The 16,056-nt window shown below is 62.5% G+C and carries 15 protein-coding genes and 1 tRNA gene (1 of these 16 only partly in view); 10 read left to right on the top strand and 6 right to left on the bottom strand.

All coding sequences use genetic code 11. The features are described 5' to 3' along the window. Positions 1-17: 17 nt before the first annotated feature. The 6 genes from lipB to ACD578_RS11915 all read left to right on the top strand — a co-directional run bounded on the left by lipB (position 18) and on the right by ACD578_RS11915 (position 6,800). Positions 18-692, top strand: coding sequence for a lipoyl(octanoyl) transferase LipB (gene lipB, locus ACD578_RS11940; RefSeq protein WP_404293815.1), 675 nt, complete (start codon positions 18-20; stop codon positions 690-692). Between the two features lie 89 nt (positions 693-781). Beyond that, on the top strand, positions 782-1,159 hold the full coding sequence (locus ACD578_RS11935) for a hypothetical protein (RefSeq protein ID WP_152714028.1): 378 nt from the start codon (positions 782-784) through the stop codon (positions 1,157-1,159). 230 nt (positions 1,160-1,389) lie between these two features. Then, positions 1,390-2,997 (top strand): carboxyl transferase domain-containing protein, encoded by a 1,608-nt coding sequence (locus ACD578_RS11930; RefSeq protein ID WP_404293287.1) that lies wholly within the window; start codon positions 1,390-1,392, stop codon positions 2,995-2,997. A gap of 55 nt (positions 2,998-3,052) precedes the next feature. After that, positions 3,053-3,883 (top strand): protein-L-isoaspartate O-methyltransferase, encoded by an 831-nt coding sequence (locus ACD578_RS11925; protein ID WP_404293284.1) that lies wholly within the window; start codon positions 3,053-3,055, stop codon positions 3,881-3,883. 357 nt (positions 3,884-4,240) lie between these two features. Beyond that, positions 4,241-5,971: a dihydroxy-acid dehydratase gene (gene ilvD, locus ACD578_RS11920; RefSeq protein ID WP_404293281.1), complete on the top strand. Its 1,731-nt coding sequence runs from the start codon at positions 4,241-4,243 to the stop codon at positions 5,969-5,971. Then, positions 5,958-6,800 carry a tetratricopeptide repeat protein gene (locus ACD578_RS11915; protein ID WP_404293279.1) on the top strand — a complete coding sequence of 281 codons (843 nt, stop codon included), beginning with the start codon at positions 5,958-5,960 and terminating at the stop codon, positions 6,798-6,800. Before ilvD ends, ACD578_RS11915 begins: the two co-directional genes overlap by 14 nt. A 32-nt stretch (positions 6,801-6,832) precedes the next feature. Here ACD578_RS11915 and xth read toward each other — a convergent pair whose 3' ends face one another. Continuing rightward, a complete protein-coding gene (xth, locus tag ACD578_RS11910; protein ID WP_404293278.1) occupies positions 6,833-7,618 on the bottom strand; it encodes an exodeoxyribonuclease III in 786 nt (261 codons plus the stop codon). A 265-nt stretch (positions 7,619-7,883) separates the two neighbouring features. Here xth and ACD578_RS11905 point away from each other — a divergent pair, with 265 nt between their 5' ends. Further along, the gene (locus ACD578_RS11905; protein ID WP_404293277.1) at positions 7,884-8,246 is read left to right on the top strand and encodes a Gp49 family protein; all 363 of its coding nucleotides are present in this window, start codon (positions 7,884-7,886) and stop codon (positions 8,244-8,246) included. 14 nt (positions 8,247-8,260) lie between these two features. Here ACD578_RS11905 and ACD578_RS11900 read toward each other — a convergent pair whose 3' ends face one another. Continuing rightward, entirely contained in the window at positions 8,261-8,791 is a 531-nt protein-coding gene (locus ACD578_RS11900) for a hypothetical protein (protein WP_404293275.1), read from the bottom strand. 329 nt (positions 8,792-9,120) lie between these two features. Here ACD578_RS11900 and ACD578_RS11895 point away from each other — a divergent pair, with 329 nt between their 5' ends. Together ACD578_RS11895 and ACD578_RS11890 are read left to right on the top strand one after the other, a co-directional pair. Next, complete coding sequence (locus ACD578_RS11895; RefSeq protein WP_404293274.1) at positions 9,121-9,813, top strand: ceramidase domain-containing protein; 693 nt, start codon at positions 9,121-9,123, stop codon at positions 9,811-9,813. Continuing rightward, positions 9,800-10,363: a hypothetical protein gene (locus ACD578_RS11890; protein WP_404293272.1), complete on the top strand. Its 564-nt coding sequence runs from the start codon at positions 9,800-9,802 to the stop codon at positions 10,361-10,363. The genes ACD578_RS11895 and ACD578_RS11890 overlap by 14 nt, the downstream gene beginning before the upstream one ends. 575 nt (positions 10,364-10,938) lie before the next feature. Here ACD578_RS11890 and ACD578_RS11885 read toward each other — a convergent pair. The 3 genes from ACD578_RS11885 to ACD578_RS11875 form a co-directional block, all read right to left on the bottom strand. After that, positions 10,939-12,030: an alkene reductase gene (locus ACD578_RS11885; RefSeq protein ID WP_404293271.1), complete on the bottom strand. Its 1,092-nt coding sequence runs from the start codon at positions 12,028-12,030 to the stop codon at positions 10,939-10,941. Positions 12,031-12,157: 127 nt separating this feature from the next. After that, positions 12,158-13,111, bottom strand: a complete 954-nt coding sequence (locus ACD578_RS11880; RefSeq protein WP_404293269.1) for an aldo/keto reductase — start codon at positions 13,109-13,111, stop codon at positions 12,158-12,160. A gap of 217 nt (positions 13,112-13,328) precedes the next feature. Beyond that, a complete protein-coding gene (locus ACD578_RS11875; RefSeq protein WP_404293267.1) occupies positions 13,329-14,702 on the bottom strand; it encodes a hypothetical protein in 1,374 nt (457 codons plus the stop codon). A gap of 651 nt (positions 14,703-15,353) precedes the next feature. Here ACD578_RS11875 and ACD578_RS11870 point away from each other — a divergent pair. Next, positions 15,354-15,770, top strand: a complete 417-nt coding sequence (locus ACD578_RS11870) for a hypothetical protein (RefSeq protein WP_404293265.1) — start codon at positions 15,354-15,356, stop codon at positions 15,768-15,770. A 217-nt stretch (positions 15,771-15,987) separates the two neighbouring features. On the opposite strand, the gene ACD578_RS11865 is transcribed toward ACD578_RS11870, so the two are convergent. Further along, positions 15,988-16,056: transfer RNA gene (locus ACD578_RS11865), tRNA-Met, on the bottom strand (it continues 8 nt past the right edge of the window).

Genomic DNA, 16,056 nt, shown 5'->3' with positions numbered 1-16,056 from the left:
AAAGCGGCTCCGCTCCGGTGGAGTGGACCATCACGGAGGGTCTTATCGGCTACGAGGAGGCCGTTGCCTTCATGGAGGCGCGGGCCGAGGCGATCGCAGCGGGCGAGGCGCGGGAGCTGGTGTGGCTGGTGGAGCATCCGCCGCTCTATACAGCGGGAACCTCGGCCAAGACGGCGGACCTTGTGGAGCCGGACCGTTTTCCGGTTCACCAGACGGGACGGGGAGGGCAGTACACCTATCACGGTCCCGGCCAGCGGGTGGCCTACGTGATGCTCGACCTCAAGCGCCGCGCTCCCGATCTGCGCCGCTACGTGACGGCCCTGGAGGCCTGGCTCATCGCGACGCTGGATGCTTTCAATATCCGTGGAGAGCGGCGGGAGGACCGGGTCGGCGTGTGGGTGCGGCGACCGGACAAAGGCGAGATCGTCGAGGACAAGATCGCAGCCATCGGCATACGCGTCCGCCGCTGGGCCACCTTCCACGGCATCAGCCTGAACGTGGAGCCGGATCTTTCGCACTTCTCCGGCATCGTTCCGTGTGGCGTCACCGAGCATGGGGTCACGAGTCTGGTCGATCTCGGCATTCCCGTCACCATGCCGGAGGTCGATGGAGCGATGCGGAAGGCCTTCGAGGAGATTTTCGGGCCGACCGTGCGGGTGGAGATACCGTTGCTCTTGAGCCACGGCGTCTAGGATTTTCACACAGGATACGGCAAGGCTTCTCCCCAAGGCCGCTTCATGCTCTAAGCTGGAGCAAACGGCTGATCATTGGCGGAACTTCCATGCAACGTGTCCTCTTAGCTTCCCTCGTCGCCCTGGCCGCCTCGGCCTGTGCCTACCGGCCCGAGCCGACGGAGCTCGTCAAGATCGTCGATTCGCCGGCGGATGTGCGGGTCTGCACGCGCCTCGGCGAGGTGAGCCCCGTGACACCGACGACGCCTGGAACCCACACGCCCGTCAATGTGGGCTTCGGCGTGACCCTCGGCCGTTCCACCTTCGGCTACGCCACCGAGGAGATGCTCCAGGCGACCGTCGCGCTCGGCGGCACGCATCTCTACCTGCAGCAGGTCTCCCAGGACTGGTCGCTCGTGCGCGGCATCGCCTATCGCTGCGGACCGGGTGTCGTGCGCCAGGAAACCGTCATTCGTGCGAAAGGCTGACGTGACGGCCTGATGAAGCCAGTTGCGCGGACTCCCCGGTTCCAGAGCATCGGCCCCAAAAGTGGACGGCACTTTTGGGATCAATCCGATGCTCCTTTTCTTGATCGGCGCATCGTAGAAAGCGGAAAACCGGACCCACTTTTCCGCACGATGCGCTAGTACTGACGTTTGGGCCCACGGCTTACCGCCGCCGCAGGGGCCAAAACCAAGAATACAGGGAGTCATGCGCCGTGCCCGTCATCGCCACCTCTGCCGATCTGACCTCGGACACCGCGCGGGCGAACCGTGCCGCCTGGGCCGAACTCGCCCAGGATCTCCAGGCCAAGCGGCAGGCCGTGGCAGAGGGTGGCCCTGCCAAGGCGCGTGAACGGCATCTTGCCCGCGGCAAGCTCCTGCCACGCGAGCGGGTGATGCGGCTCCTCGATCCGGGCACTCCGTTTCTGGAACTCGGCTCGCTCGCCGCTCACGGCATGTATGAGGACGCGATCCACGGCGCCGGCATCATCACCGGCATCGGACGCGTCGAAGGCCGCGAGGTGATGATCGTCTGCAACGACTCGACGATCAAAGGCGGCACCTATTACCCGATGACGGTGAAGAAGCATTTGCGGGCCCAGGAAGTGGCGCGCGAGAACCGTCTGCCCTGCATCTATCTCGTCGATTCCGGAGGCGCGAACCTGCCGCATCAGACGGAGGTGTTCCCGGACCGCGAGCATTTCGGACGCATCTTCTACAATCAGGCCACCCTGTCCTCGTTGGGGATTCCACAGATCGCCTGCGTCATGGGCTCGTGCACGGCCGGCGGCGCCTATGTGCCGGCCATGTCGGACGAGACGATCATCGTGCGCCGTCAGGGCACCATCTTCCTCGGCGGACCGCCCCTGGTGAAGGCGGCGACCGGCGAAGTGGTTTCGGCCGAGGACCTCGGCGGCGCGGATGTCCATGCCCGTCAATCCGGCGTGGCGGATCATTACGCCACGGACGACGTGCATGCGCTTGCCATCGTGCGCCGTATCGTCGGCACTCTGAACACGCGTAAGAGCATCGAGATCGACATCGCCGAGCCGGTGGAGCCGAAATATGCGATCGAGGATCTCGACGCGATCGTGCCCACAGACCTCAAGAAGCAGTACGACATCCGCGAGGTGATCGCGCGCCTGGTCGACGGGTCCGAGTTCGACGAGTTCAAGCGGCTTTACGGCACGACGCTGGTCACGGGCTTTGCCCGGATCTGGGGCATGCCGGTCGGCATCATCGCCAACAACGGCATCCTGTTCTCGGAGAGCGCGCAGAAGGGCGCGCATTTCATCGAACTGTGCTGTCAGCGGCGCATTCCGCTCCTCTTCCTTCAGAACATCTCCGGCTTCATGGTCGGGCGTCAGTACGAGGCGGGCGGCATCGCCAAGGATGGCGCGAAGCTCGTGACGGCGGTCGCCTGCGCCCAGGTGCCGAAGGTCACGCTCCTCGTCGGCGGCTCGTTCGGCGCCGGCAATTACGGCATGTGCGGCCGCGCCTATTCTCCGCGTTTCCTCTTCACTTGGCCGAACTCCCGCATCTCGGTGATGGGCGGCGAGCAGGCGGCGAGCGTGCTCGCCACCGTGCGGCGCGACAATATCGAAGCCGAGGGCAAGGCCTGGACCGCAGAAGAGGAAGAGACCTTCAAGGCGCCGATCCGCGACAGGTACGAGCAGGAGGGTTCACCCTACTACGCCACCGCACGCCTCTGGGACGACGGCATCATCCTGCCCTCGGAGACCCGGCGTGTGCTGGCTTTGGCCTTCTCGGCAGCCCTGAACACGCCCGTTCCGGAGACGAAGTTCGGCGTGTTCAGGATGTAGTGAAACCGGCTCCTCGTGCTGTGGAACCAGAGCGGCCTGAAGGCGCTTTCAAGGCATGTCCCAGAAAGGGTCTGACAGTTATCGTCGCGCCTATGCCGGGCAGATTGCCCGGTTGGCGAATGTTCGCGATGAACGCATCGAGCGGGCCTTCGCGACCGTCCCGCGGGAAGCTTTTCTGCCGCCGCCGCCCTGGACCGCCATCAGCATGGGTGCGGCCCTGGTGACGCGTGAACTCGCCGACATCTACGACAACGTCCTCGTCGCCATCGATCCCGAGCGTGGCATCAACAATGGCGAGCCCGCGCTCCATGCCGCCTGGATCGATGAGGTCGGCCCGCAGCCGGGCGAGACCGTGATCCATGTGGGTGCGGGCACGGGCTACTACACGGCCATCCTGGCGCTGCTCGTTCAGCCGAACGGGCGTGTCGAGGCCTTCGAGTACGAGGCGGATCTGGCTGCTCAGGCGGCGCAGAACTTGACCGCCTGTTCCAACGTGAAGGTTCATGCAGCCTCCGCCTTCGGGCGGGTCTTGCCGACCGCCGATGTCATCTACGTCAATGCGGGGGTCGTCGCTCCGGATGTGCAATGGCTGCGGGCGCTCGATCCGGGAGGACGTTTGATCTTCCCCTGGCAGCCGTACAAAGGCTGGGGACCGGCACTTCTGGTGACGCGGCGGGCAGGAGGGCTTAGCGCGCAATCGCTCATGACCGTCGGGTTCATCTCCTGCAGCGGCACAACGGAGCGAATCTCGGTGGCTCGCCTACCGACCGAAGCCGATCTTGCTGCTGTTCGTTCGATCTGGATCAGGAGCGACCGGTCTCCCGATTCCAGTGCGGTCGCGGTCTACGACGACGTCTGGTTCTCGTCCGAAGAAATTGGCGACTGAAAGAGCGTGATCGGACGCAGGAAATTCCATCGATAGGGTCAGAGGGTTCTCGAGTGAGCGGAATCCTATCCCAAAAATGTTGCGGTGAAGCAACACCCTCAAACCTTCAACATCTTGCCCCTCTTGGCCCAAGCTCCGCCGCGATGCCGCCATAAACGAAGCGCTACTCCTGAGGCAGGTTAAAGTGCTTCAAAACCAAAGCTTTACGGCACAAAACCCGGGGCAAAACCTGGATTAAGGCTGTTGGGTGATCCTTCGTAAGGATCGTTGCATCGGTGGCGTAGCACATGGCAGATCACGGGAGTTCCAAAGGGCTTGGATCTCCTTGTGAGGGCCGGGTGGGAAAGAGTGTAGACCATGGATGCGCGGTTAATCGACAAGTCGAAGCTGCCGAGCCGTCACGTGACGGAGGGGCCCGCTCGCGCGCCGCATCGCTCCTATCTTTATGCCATGGGACTGACCAAGGAGCAGATCGCCCAGCCACTCGTCGGAGTCGCTACCTGCTGGAACGAGGCCGCTCCCTGCAACATCTCCCTCATGCGCCAGGCCCAGGCCGTGAAGAAGGGCGTGGCCGCCGCCCGCGGGACCCCGCGCGAGTTCTGCACCATCACGGTGACCGACGGCATCGCCATGGGCCACCAGGGCATGAAAGCATCGCTCCCATCCCGTGAGGTGATCGCGGATTCGGTCGAGCTGACCATGCGCGGCCATTCCTACGATGCGCTCGTGGGCATGGCCGGTTGCGACAAGTCTCTTCCGGGCATGATGATGGCGATGGTGCGCCTCAACGTGCCGTCGATCTTCATCTATGGCGGTTCGATTCTCCCAGGCTCCTTCCGCGGGCGTCAGGTAACCGTGCAAGATCTCTTCGAGGCGGTCGGCAAGTACTCGGTCGGCGAAATGTCGGACGAGGATTTGACCGAACTCGAACAGGTCGCCTGTCCCTCGGCCGGTGCCTGCGGCGCACAGTTCACCGCCAACACCATGGCGACCGTCTCCGAGGCCATGGGTCTCGCCTTGCCGTATTCGGCGGGCGCTCCGGCGCCTTACGAGATCCGCGACCGGTTCTGCGCCGCGGCCGGTGAGCAGATCATGGATCTGATCGCCAAAAACATCCGTCCGCGCGATATCGTGACCCGCAGAGCCTTGGAGAACGCCGCAACCGTGGTCGCGGCCTCCGGCGGCTCGACCAATGCGGCTTTGCACCTTCCGGCTATCGCGCACGAGGCGGGAATCAAGTTTGACCTGTTCGATGTCGCCGAGATCTTCAAGCGCACGCCCTACATCGCGGATCTGAAGCCCGGTGGGCGATATGTCGCCAAGGACCTGTTCGAGGTCGGCGGCATTCCGCTGCTCATGAAGACGCTTCTCGATCACGGCTACATGCACGGCGACTGCATGACCGTGACCGGCCGCACCATGGCTGAGAACCTCGCTTCCGTGAAGTGGAACGACGATCAGGACGTGGTCTACCCGGCGAACAAGCCGATCACGCCCACCGGCGGCGTCGTCGGGCTGAAGGGCAATCTCGCTCCCGAAGGCGCCATCGTGAAGGTGGCCGGCATGGCGAGCGACAAGCAGGTGTTCCGGGGTCCGGCCCGCTGCTTCGACGGCGAGGAGGCCTGCTTCGAGGCTGTCTCCACGCGCCAGTACAAGGAAGGCGAGGTCCTGGTGATCCGCTACGAGGGGCCGCGTGGCGGTCCCGGTATGCGCGAGATGCTCTCTACGACGGCGGCGCTCTACGGCCAGGGCATGGGCGACAAGGTCGCTCTCATCACCGATGGTCGCTTCTCGGGCGCGACCCGCGGCTTCTGCATCGGCCATGTGGGGCCGGAAGCGGCGGTGGGCGGCCCCATCGGCCTGATCGAGGACGGCGACATCATCGCGATCGATGCCGTCAAGGGCATCATCGACGTGGAGCTCTCAGGCGAGGAACTGGCCAAGCGCCGCGCCGAGTGGAAGCCGCGCGAGACGAGCGCCACCTCGGGTTATCTCTGGAAATACGCACAAACCGTGGGTCCTGCGCGGGATGGGGCTATCACCCATCCGGGCGGAGCCGCAGAAAAAGAAACCTATGCGGACGTTTAAACTCGTTGCAGCCACGTTGTGGGTGGCCACTTTCGGCGCCGGTGCAGCCTTTGCACTCGATGCTGCGCCGCGTCCGCAACCGCTCACGCCTGCCCTTGCTCCCGTCCTGGCTCCTGCCACCAAGTACGGCTCGGTGCGCGATGCGCTGCGCAGCGGCATGCGCGACTACAATGCCGGCGACAAGATCGGGGCCGTGCATGCGCTCGAATATGCGGCAGGCCAGGGGCATTCGCTTGCCCTCTGGAAGCTCGGCCGCATGTATGCCGATGGCGACGGCGTCCAGCACGACGACCTGAAGGCCTTCGAGTATTTCTCCCGGCTCGCCGACCAGCACGCGGACGAAAGCCCCGATTCTCCGAACGCGGCGGTCGTCTCCAGCGCCTTCGTGGCGCTCGGGAGCTATTTTCTGGATGGCATCAAGGACACCTATGTCGGCGCCAATCCGGAGCGCGCCGTCGAGATGTTCAGCTACGCGGCGTCCTATTTCAGCGACTCCAACGCGCAGTACAATCTCGCCCGCCTCTATCTCGAGGGAACCGGAGTCCAGAAGGACGCCCGTCACGCTGCGCGCTGGTTCAACCTGGCCGCCGAGAAGGGGCACACCGCCTCGCAGGCGCTCCTGGGGCATCTCTTGATGACGGGGCAGGGCGTTCCGCGGCAGCGGTCCAAGGGGCTCATGTGGCTGACCCTCGCGCGCGAAGCTTCGACCGATGGACCCAAGGATCAATGGATCGTATCGCTCTATGATCAGGCCTTCGCAGCGGCAGACGAAAGCGATCGCAAGCTCGCGCTTGCTCTCTTGGAGCAGTACATCCAGTCGCGCCGATAAGTGACCGGCGATCCAGCACCGCCGGTCACCAGCTAATCGATGTCGAGATCGGCGATCACCGGCACATGATCGGACGGCTTGTCCCAGCCGCGCACTTCCTTCCGGATCGAGGTCGTCCTGAGCCTGTCCTGGGCCTGAGCCGAGAGCAGCAGGTGGTCGATGCGGATGCCATTGTTCCGCTGGAAGGCGCCGGCCTGATAATCCCAGAACGAGTAGAGTCCCGGCTGGTCATTGCAGGCGCGCACCGCGTCCAGGAGGCCGAGATTGAGAAGTTCCCGGAACTTGGCCCGGCTCTCCGGCTGAAACAGGGCGTCATTGGTCCAGGCGGCCGGGTCGAAGGCATCCTCGGACTCAGGGATGACATTGTAGTCGCCGCACAGGACCAGAGGCTCCTCGAGCACGAGAAGGCTCTTTGCATGGTTGCGGAGGCGTTCCATCCAGGCGAGCTTGTAGTCGAATTTCGGGGTGCCGATGGGATTGCCGTTCGGCAGATAGATGGAGGCCACCCGCACGGCGCCGGTGGAGGTTGAGATCACTCCTTCCAGATACCGCGCCTGCTCGTCGCTCTCGTCCCCTGGCAGCCCGCGGCGCACATCCTCAAGCGGGCGCTTGGACAGGATGGCGACGCCGTTATAGGCCTTCTGGCCATGGGTGACGACGTTGTAGCCGAGCGCCTCGACCTCCGCGCGAGGAAAGGCCTCGTCCACACATTTCAATTCCTGAAGGCAGACCACGTCCGGATCAGCGCTCTTCACGAATGTGGCGAGGTGGTCCAGCCTCTGCTTGATGGAGTTCACATTCCACGTCGCTATAAGCATCTTTTCCTAATTCCTTGTAACCATTTGATTTTATTTATCATTCGCTGGTCGATACCCCCAATAATACCCCCAGCATTCCTGTTGATAACTTTTACGCCTTCAATATCAGCGCCTTAGCGCGCGCCCTACCGACACGATGCCCACGAGTTCCTGAATCGCAAAGTGGAATGTGCATCCAAGCAACAAAGTTCCATTTGGGAACTCTGATGTGATAGTATTCCTTTCAGCGCGTCGCATTGGGTGAAGCGCATAACGGAAGGGACGTATGAACGACAAAGAAATCGAGCAGGAAATCCAAGCCAAGGGCCTGACCGCACCGCGCGTGACCCCGGCTGACATCGAGGCGAACATCAAGAGCGAGCACTACTTCACGGCTGGAGACGGCGTGTTTGGCCGCGAAGTCGCCGCCTGCGGCACCCCGTACACCAACGAAGTGTCTCTGAACCTGCTGACCTTCTGCGTGCTCACCCTGCAGAACGGCTTCACCGTGACCGGTGAAAGCGCCTGCGCCAGCCCGGAGAATTTCAACTCCGAGATCGGCCGCAGGATCGCGCGCGAGAACGCCATCAACAAAGTCTGGCCGCTGATGGGCTATCAGTTGCGTGAACGACTTTCGCAGTCGGCCTGAATCGGGGTTTTTATCTAAGTATCCAGCAGCCCGCGTGGCTGCGGGCTTTCCCCGAATAATTCAGGGAGAGAACTTGGCAGCGGCATTTCCTTAATCCGCTTCTCGAACAGGTCGCGGTCGAACTGCCCAATGCGAGTTACCAGCGCCTTGATGTCAGACGTTAGCGCCTCGATATCCTCCACCTCGATCATATCGCGGCTATATGGAAACATCCCTGGCTTGCTGACCTTCTCCCGCTTCATGCGGTATATCTTTTGTTCCTCGCCTTGCTGCCAGCCAAGTGGGTTGTGCGCAATATCGTTGCGCTTTACCGCCAGACTGCTGTACTCAATCAGGATCGCGGACAGCGTGGCAAGGTCGCTCTCATCGCACCGCGTGGAAACCTTGGCCACAGACAGCAGAACTTCCTTTTGGTTCGGGACTGACCTGAACATCCTGAACACAGTAGCTGCCATCGTGTGGTCCATGCCGGTCAAATTCCCGAACACGTTGGCTAAGTGAACCTCGGCATGTGCCCAGTGGCTGACGGCGCGGCCAACAGCCATCGCAAGTTTGTCGTTATCGTCTATCGGATTAGGCATTGGGGAAGGGGTATCACATATGGTTTCGATACCCCCAGGAATACCCCCAAAACCTGCTGGTACAAAGCCTTTGTGCAGTAAGGGTTTTGACCTGCAAAACGCCGAAAAGCGTTGTTTTTACATTGACTTAGGATGACGTCGGATGAACTGTCATGATAGGACAATATGACAGTGCATACTTCACGTCGCAATTCGCATCCCGGCACTCTCGCTTTTCCGTCCTCCATGCTTCATCGGATGTTCGTCCTCGGCTGGCAAGCTGGAACTGGTCACCATCCCCACGGTAGCGCCCCATGCCCGAATCCTGGCTCACACCCATCGACAGCTATTGCGAACGCCCGGGACCCGGGTTCTGGGCCGAGCCGCTGAATGCCGTGACCAACGCCGCCTTCATCGCGGCCGCCCTCTATGCCCTGGTGCTCTGGCGGCGGGCGGGAGCCAGGGACTGGCCGGCTCTGTGGTTGATTGCCGTGACCTTCATGGTCGGAACGGGCAGCTTCCTGTTTCACACCTTCGCCAACCAATGGTCGCTTCTGGCGGATGTGCTGCCCATCGCCGTCTTCATCTACAGCTATTTCCTGCTCGCCATGCGCCGCTATCTCAGCCTTGGGCTGGTCGCCGCCATTGCCGTGACGGTGCTGTTTGCCGCCTTCAACATGTCGTTCGACCGTCTCTGGCTCGGCATTCTCCCGGGCATGACCCTGAACGGATCGGTCGGGTATGTCCCGGCGGCCTTGGCGCTGTTTGCAGTCGGGATCGTCTGTGGGGTGTCGGGTATGAGGGATGCGGGCAGGGCGCTTCTGACGGCGGCATGCGTGTTTGCCTTATCCCTGCTTTTCCGCTCAATCGACGACACGGTCTGCGCGAGAATGCCTGCAGGCACCCATTTTCTGTGGCATGTGCTCAACGCGCTGGTGCTCGGCCTTCTCATGAAGGCCGCCATCGTTCACTCCTCTCGGAAAAGCCCGACTCATGTCCAAGGTTGAAATCCACGGTTACGCCATCGTCTCCGACAACGACTGCATTGCCGATGCCTCCGGGCAGACGCCCGATGTGCTCCGCAACGATTCCGACTGGGCCTATTTCCAGGCCGAACTCAACAAGTCGGCCGTGACGGTGCTCGGCCGCTTGGGGCACGAGGCCAATTCGAATCCAAAAGGCCGCCTGCGGATGATCCTGTCCTCGTCCTCGACCGGGTTGGAACGGCGCGCGGATGGCTGGTGGTGGAACCCGGAAAGACAGCCCTGGATCGAGGCGATCCGGACCGTGTTGCCGGATGGAGGACGTGTGGCCGTGCCCGGAGGGCGTCAGGTGTTCGACCTCTTTCTCGGGATCGGATACGACGCCTTCCACCTGACCCGGGCGGAAGAAACGTACATCCCGCACGGCGTGCCTGTGTTCTCGGATTGCGAGGACGATAAGAGGGCTGAAACGATCCTGTCTGAACATGCACTGAGACCGGAGCCCCGCCAGATCCTGGACCCGAAAGGTCCGGTGAGCCTGACAATTTGGCGGAACGGTCACCAAGACTCGTGAGTTTGCTTGGAGTTGACGTGCAACAGCGACCCGAGAGGAGGAGCCGATGCGCCACTTTACAACAACGACCGCACTGCTCGCGGGCGTTCTGATCGCCGGATCGGCCTGGGCACAGGGATCTTCGGGCGGCTCCGGTGGAGGAGGCACAGGTGGTGCCGGCGGCGGCTCGTCCTCGTCGGCTTCCCCCTCCAGCGGTTCAACCGCCTCTCCCAGCAGCGCGACACAGCCCAGGGGATCGACCATGCGGCCGCCTGCACAGGGTGCTCAGGGAAGCGCCGATCCTGGAAATAGGGGTAGCCGCGTCGGCGGCACCACGGGAAACACGGGGACGGGCAGTCGGGAAACCACCACTGGCCAGATCCCGCCTCCCGGTACTGAAGGCAGTACGGGAGGGACCGCTGCCGGAGCAGGAGGCGCCACCCAGACCGGTCCCGCCACTACGGGGACGGTATCCGGAGACGGCCGCCTGCAACCGGGTGAGCGCTCCACCGTCAGCCCCAGCTCACGAGAGGAGAAACTCCTCGAAGAAGCCGACAAGAGGGTTAAGCGCGGGATCTGCCAGGGTTGCTGAGGGCCTAGGCCGCTTCGTCCAGACCCGGATAGTCCGTGTAGCCCTTGACACCGCCGCCATAGAAGGTGGCACGGTCGGGCTCGTTGAGAGGCGCATTGAGACGGAAGCGCTCGACGAGATCCGGATTGGCAATGAAGAGGCGGCCGAACGCGACGAGATCGGTACGTCCGCTGGACAACGCCTCGGCGGCCATGTCGCGGCTATAGCCGTTATTGGCGATGTAGGCTCCTCGGAAGGAGCGGCGCAGGTCCTCGTAATCCACGTCGACGGCGTTCCGGTCGCCCTGGGTGGCGCCTTCGATCATGTGGATGTAGCCGAGCCCCAGTCCGTCGAGCTTTTCCACTACATGGCTGAACAAAGCCTGCGGGTTGGAATCGGCGGTGTCGTTGACCTTGGCCGGCGACAGGCGGATGCCGACCCGTCCCTTGTCCCAGATCTTGAGCACGGCCTCGGTCGCTTCGACGGTCAGGCGGGCCCGGTTCTCGATGGAGCCGCCATAAGTGTCCGTGCGGTGGTTGGAGCCGTCCTTCATGAACTGGTCGAGCAGATAGCCGTTGGCAGCATGGATCTCGACGCCATCGAAGCCGGCCTCCTTGGCGTTGCGGGCGGCATGCTCGTAGTCGCGCAGAATGCCCGGTATCTCCGAGAGGTCGAGCGCACGAGGTTCGGACACGTCGGCGAAACCCTCCTCAAGGAACGTCTTCGTTTGAGCGCGAAGAGCCGAGGGGCCAACGGGCGCGCCGCCACCCGGCTGAAGCGAGGTGTGGGACACACGGCCCACGTGCCAGAGCTGGATGAAGATCCGCCCGCCGGCCTTGTGGACCGCATCGGTCACCTTGCGCCAATGCGCGATCTGCGCGGGCGAATAGATGCCGGGGGTCCGCAGATAGCCCTGGCCCTGATGCGAGATCTGCGAACCTTCCGAGATCAGGAGGCCGGCGCTGGCGCGCTGGGCGTAATAGGTCGCCGTGATGTCACGGGCCACATCTCCTTCTGCCGCCCGATTCCGGGTGAGGGGAGCCATGACCAAGCGGTTGGGCAGGGTCAAGTCACCTAGTTTGAAGGGCTGGAACAACGCATTGGCATCAACGCTCATCGTAAAACCTCGTTTTGCCCTGTGGAATTATTGGAAGCACAGGTCGATACGAGATAATCGACCCTCCGTTCGATGCAACGGAGGGCTGCCATGCAAAAATTCGATGTCTCAGCTCGAAACGGCCGGTTCAGGCCGGATTGCTGGCTCGATCGAGTTGCGCGATGTCATCATTGTCGAGGAGCACCTTCGTCGCCTGCACGAGGTCGCGGATCTGCTCCACGCTCGTGGCGCTGGCGATCGGTGCCGTGATCCCCGGACGCGCCATGAGCCACGCCAGCGCGATCTGGGCCGGCGTCGCATTCTTCCGAGCAGCCACCGCGTCCAGCGCCGCTAGAATGCGCCGGCCGCGATCATCGAGATAAGCGGCCATGCGCCCGCCACGCACGCTTTTGCCGAAATCCGCGTCCGACCGGTATTTGCCCGTCAGGAACCCGCTGGCGAGACCGTAATAAGGAATGACCCCGATCTCTTCCCGACGGCAGAGCGGCTCGAGTTCGGCCTCGTATTCCGCACGGTCGGAAAGATTGTATTTGGGCTGCAGGCTTTCGTAGCGCGGCAGCCCGAGTTCGGCGCTGATGTCCAATGCTTCCTTCAGCCGGGCCGCCGTGAAGTTCGATGCGCCGATAGCTCGCACCTTTCCATCCCGGATCAACTCTTCATAGGCGCCGAGCGTCTCCTGCTGTGGAGTATCGAGATCGTCCCGATGGGATTGATAGAGATCGATGTAGTCGGTCTGGAGACGTTGGAGAGAGGCCTCCACGGCAGAGCGGATATAGCTCTTCGACAATCCCTTCTGGTTTGGGCCCATCTCCGAGCCGACCTTGGTGGCGATCACGAGCTTGTCGCGATTGCCGCGTGCCTTCATCCACTTGCCGATGATGACTTCCGACTCGCCGCCTTTGTGGCCAGGCACCCAGGTGGAATAGACGTCCGCCGTGTCGATGAAGTTGAGGCCGGCATCTGCGTAGGCGTCGAGCACCTTGAACGACGCTGCCTCGTCAGCCGTCCAGCCGAAGACATTGCCGCCGAGGCACAGGGGAGAAACCATCAAGTCCGAGCGGCCGAGCCGACGCTTTTCCATCTTCATCTCCATGATCCGCTGCCGATTTGGGGCGGATAAGGGCACTGGCAAGATGGCGGGTCAAGCGCATCGTGCGGAATCAGAGGTTCGCACCCGACAATGCTATCATCCGAGAAGGACCATCGGATGAACCCCAAGAGTGCAAATCCACTTTTGGATCCAGTGCTCAGGATGCGGCGTCCGATCCCGTGTCATCGGACGCCGTTTCCGCTGCCGATCAGGCGGCAGCGCTCAATGTAATGCCGCGTGCTTCCGCAAATGCAAAAAGCTCAGATTCGCTGCCGACGCGATGACGCTGGTCGATGGTCCAGCCGCTCTCGTCGCGCACCACGATGTAGCCCCGTGCCTGAAGCCGGGAGACCACCGCCTGAATGCCGCTCGACTCGTTTTTCGTGACGCCGCGCTCTGCAATGAAGCGCTCGATGGCGGCCTGTGCGGCCTGAGCGAGATCGATCGCATCAGCACGGTTTGCCGGCTTGGCCTTTGCCTTGGCCTGAGCCAGAACGCGGGCAGGATCCCGGCGAACGGATTTCCAGCCGCCGCGCCCAGATGTCTGGGCGTTGGCGGTGTCCGGCTCTGTCGCCCGAGTGGCGGCGGGAGCCTCGCTGACGACGATCCTCGGTACGGAAGGAGCAACGGCCTGCGGGGCAGGGCGGGGAGCCGCAACCTGAGAGACGCCCCGCACTGCGGGAAGGACAGCTTTTTTCACGTCCGCCTTGGGTTTCGCCGCAGGCTTCGGAGCTGCAGGCCGAACCTTCTCCTGAAGCGCCTTCTCCTCTTGCGCTTGGCGTGCCGCATCTGTCGCCTTCCGCTCGGCCTCAGCGTCGACTTTCCTCGCCTCCATAGTCTGACGCTTTGCTTTCTCCTCGGCTTTCCATGCCTCCGCTTCGCGACGGGCAGCGGCCTCGGCCGAGCGCTTGACACGGACCAGGAGGCGTTGGTCGATGCGCGCCTTCTCGGCGATGGCCGCCCTGGCGGCTCGGATCATCCCCGCTTCCGTGCCCGCGACGAAAGTCTTCAGCTGCTCCGCCATGGCCGTTTCGAGGGCCTTGAGTGCTTGAGCGAGCGCCGCCTCGATGTCGATGGTCGGCAGCGCGATTCGCTGTACCGGCACAGCAGATCGCGCAGACATCTCGGCTCGGCCCACAGATGCGCTGCGCTCCAGAGGAGATTGCCGAGGTGGGTTTTGAGTTGCGGGCTTTGCCGCCGCGGGCTTTGACGATTGCGCCTGCACCACTTTCGGGCGAGCCGTTCCTGCGGCGGTGATTTTCGCCAGTTTGGAGAGATCGCGCACGCCGATCAGGCCAAGATCCTGCATCTTCCATCGGATCTGGGTCACGGTTCTTCCAAGCTCGGCGGCAATGCGCTTGTCCGTCATCGGCGGGTCGGCCGAGACGAGTTCGCGCAAGCGCGCGACGGTGGCCTCATCCCAGGATTGATGGGGTTGAACAAGGGTCCCGATCAGCCGCGCTCTGGCATAGGTTGCCGGCACGGGCCTTCCCAGTTTCGCAGCGGTGACGGGAACCGGGATCTTGGCTTCCCTGTCGCGGCGCAGAATTTCAAGTTCTTCTTCGGTCCAGACCCTGTTCATTGCAGGGCTTCTCCTTTTCTCAGCAAGGCTGGGATCCGGCGAACCTGCATCGCGAGAAGAAGAGCGGATGCTGAGGAAAGTAAATTCGCCGGATCGTGCCGGCGACGGGATAACCGTTAGACCGACATGCAGTGGAAAGGCACCTGATCGGCGGTGCCGGTTCTGGCGGAACTCGCCGTTGGGGACCGCAAGGCGGGCCCCGGATCGGGTCGCAGCTCATGATCGCGCATGATGCAGCAGCCTCTCACGAAGCGTATGCTTCGTGACGAGGACCATTGCGGTCGCTTGAGATCGAGCTGCAGGTGCATGACGAAGATTTCAAATCAAGAATGCTAGAGCACCGGACCCGAAAGTGGACATCACCTTCGGGATCGATCCGATGCTCAATCCCTTAACTGGCGCGTCGTTCGGGCGGGAAAACCGGATCCACCTTTCCGCACGATGCGCTGCGAGATGTAGTCGGCTTCCGATCAAATCTCAATGCTTGAGATGTCCGTAACGGAAAGTTTCCTCGCAAAGCCGGAGAGCCTTGTGGAACAAGGCTTCCAGCAATCTTTTCGACAGGCGTGTAACAATTGGTTAACCATGAAAGTGCATTGTCGATCCTGTGAGTCCCTGGGGATTTCACGCATGCCTGACAGGGGAAGGCTCATGGCCGACAGCACCATTACGCAAACGATCAATGAGAGAATCGAAGCCGTAAAGAAGGTCGTGAATCTGATCGCTCAAGCGGGCAGGGAAGACGACCTGCATGATCTGCGGGTCCTCCTGATCAACACCATGAGTCTGCTCAAGCGCGACCCGGGCATCGAGGCTGCGGTGGACGATCTTTATGCATCGGCCGCGTCCCTCGTGCAGGATGCTTCATCCGGCACGCCTCCCAATGCAAGGTCGCTCCGCCTCCTGCTCTCCGCCTCGGACCGCTTCTGCAGCCGCCTCACCACGGCTGTGGACCGGATCGTTCCCGAACCCGAAGTCCGTCTCAAAGGATTGGAAGCGGCTTATGCCGTGCAGCTCGAGCGGTTCTCCCTGAACGCCGATCTGGATCCGATCGGTCAGGTCGCTTGACGCGCTCGAGGCAGGCGCCTTTCTCGTAACCGTTCAATATCATCCGTCGATACGGCCCTCTTTGCATGCAGCATCGAGGGCTTTTCTGTTTGATCGGCTCACGCTCATGGATGCCGAGATGATCTCTCATGTGATTTCGAGAGCAAGGAGCTGCCGTCGGCTCCCGGACAAGCAAAAACCCCTGACGCTATTCGCTGTCAGGGGTTTTCAGTGTCGGTGGTTGCGGGGACAGGATTTGAACCTGTGACCTTCAGGTTATGAGCCTGACGAGCTACCGGGCTGCTCC

This window comes from Microvirga sp. RSM25 (assembly GCF_044784385.1).
GTDB lineage: Bacteria > Pseudomonadota > Alphaproteobacteria > Rhizobiales > Beijerinckiaceae > Microvirga > Microvirga tunisiensis.
The sequence above is the reverse complement of the archived record's forward strand: the minus strand, read 5'-3'. Positions and strand labels throughout refer to the sequence as shown.